Genomic DNA, 1,663 nt, shown 5'->3' with positions numbered 1-1,663 from the left:
TATTTAGTATTATGAGCTAATCAAACATCATAAATTTTTATGGAGAGTTTGATCCTGGCTCAGGATGAACGCTGGCGGCGTGCCTAATACATGCAAGTCGAGCGAACAGATAAGGAGCTTGCTCCTTTGACGTTAGCGGCGGACGGGTGAGTAACACGTGGGTAACCTACCTATAAGACTGGGATAACTTCGGGAAACCGGAGCTAATACCGGATAATATTTCGAACCGCATGGTTCGATAGTGAAAGATGGTTTTGCTATCACTTATAGATGGACCCGCGCCGTATTAGCTAGTTGGTAAGGTAACGGCTTACCAAGGCGACGATACGTAGCCGACCTGAGAGGGTGATCGGCCACACTGGAACTGAGACACGGTCCAGACTCCTACGGGAGGCAGCAGTAGGGAATCTTCCGCAATGGGCGAAAGCCTGACGGAGCAACGCCGCGTGAGTGATGAAGGTCTTCGGATCGTAAAACTCTGTTATTAGGGAAGAACATACGTGTAAGTAACTGTGCACGTCTTGACGGTACCTAATCAGAAAGCCACGGCTAACTACGTGCCAGCAGCCGCGGTAATACGTAGGTGGCAAGCGTTATCCGGAATTATTGGGCGTAAAGCGCGCGTAGGCGGTTTTTTAAGTCTGATGTGAAAGCCCACGGCTCAACCGTGGAGGGTCATTGGAAACTGGAAAACTTGAGTGCAGAAGAGGAAAGTGGAATTCCATGTGTAGCGGTGAAATGCGCAGAGATATGGAGGAACACCAGTGGCGAAGGCGACTTTCTGGTCTGTAACTGACGCTGATGTGCGAAAGCGTGGGGATCAAACAGGATTAGATACCCTGGTAGTCCACGCCGTAAACGATGAGTGCTAAGTGTTAGGGGGTTTCCGCCCCTTAGTGCTGCAGCTAACGCATTAAGCACTCCGCCTGGGGAGTACGACCGCAAGGTTGAAACTCAAAGGAATTGACGGGGACCCGCACAAGCGGTGGAGCATGTGGTTTAATTCGAAGCAACGCGATGAACCTTACCAAATCTTGACATCCTTTGACAACTCTAGAGATAGAGCTTTCCCCTTCGGGGGACAAAGTGACAGGTGGTGCATGGTTGTCGTCAGCTCGTGTCGTGAGATGTTGGGTTAAGTCCCGCAACGAGCGCAACCCTTAAGCTTAGTTGCCATCATTAAGTTGGGCACTCTAAGTTGACTGCCGGTGACAAACCGGAGGAAGGTGGGGATGACGTCAAATCATCATGCCCCTTATGATTTGGGCTACACACGTGCTACAATGGACAATACAAAGGGTAGCGAAACCGCGAGGTCAAGCAAATCCCATAAAGTTGTTCTCAGTTCGGATTGTAGTCTGCAACTCGACTACATGAAGCTGGAATCGCTAGTAATCGTAGATCAGCATGCTACGGTGAATACGTTCCCGGGTCTTGTACACACCGCCCGTCACACCACGAGAGTTTGTAACACCCGAAGCCGGTGGAGTAACCATTTGGAGCTAGCCGTCGAAGGTGGGACAAATGATTGGGGTGAAGTCGTAACAAGGTAGCCGTATCGGAAGGTGCGGCTGGATCACCTCCTTTCTAAGGATATATTCGGAACATCTCGTAGAGATGAGGAATAACGTGACATATTGTATTCAGTTTTGAATGTTTATTC

At 49.7% G+C, this 1,663-nt stretch carries 1 rRNA gene; it reads left to right on the top strand.

Going from position 1 to position 1,663, the window contains the following annotated elements:
* Nucleotides 1-36 precede the first annotated feature (36 nt).
* Nucleotides 37-1,587: ribosomal RNA gene (locus HMPREF2715_RS08435) — 16S ribosomal RNA — on the top strand.
* Nucleotides 1,588-1,663: the final 76 nt, after the last annotated feature.

This window comes from Staphylococcus sp. HMSC062A01, from assembly GCF_001836805.1.
GTDB classification, from domain to species: Bacteria; Bacillota; Bacilli; order Staphylococcales; family Staphylococcaceae; genus Staphylococcus; species Staphylococcus haemolyticus.
Note: the sequence above shows the minus strand (reverse complement) of the source record. Positions and strands in the feature narration are given on the sequence as shown.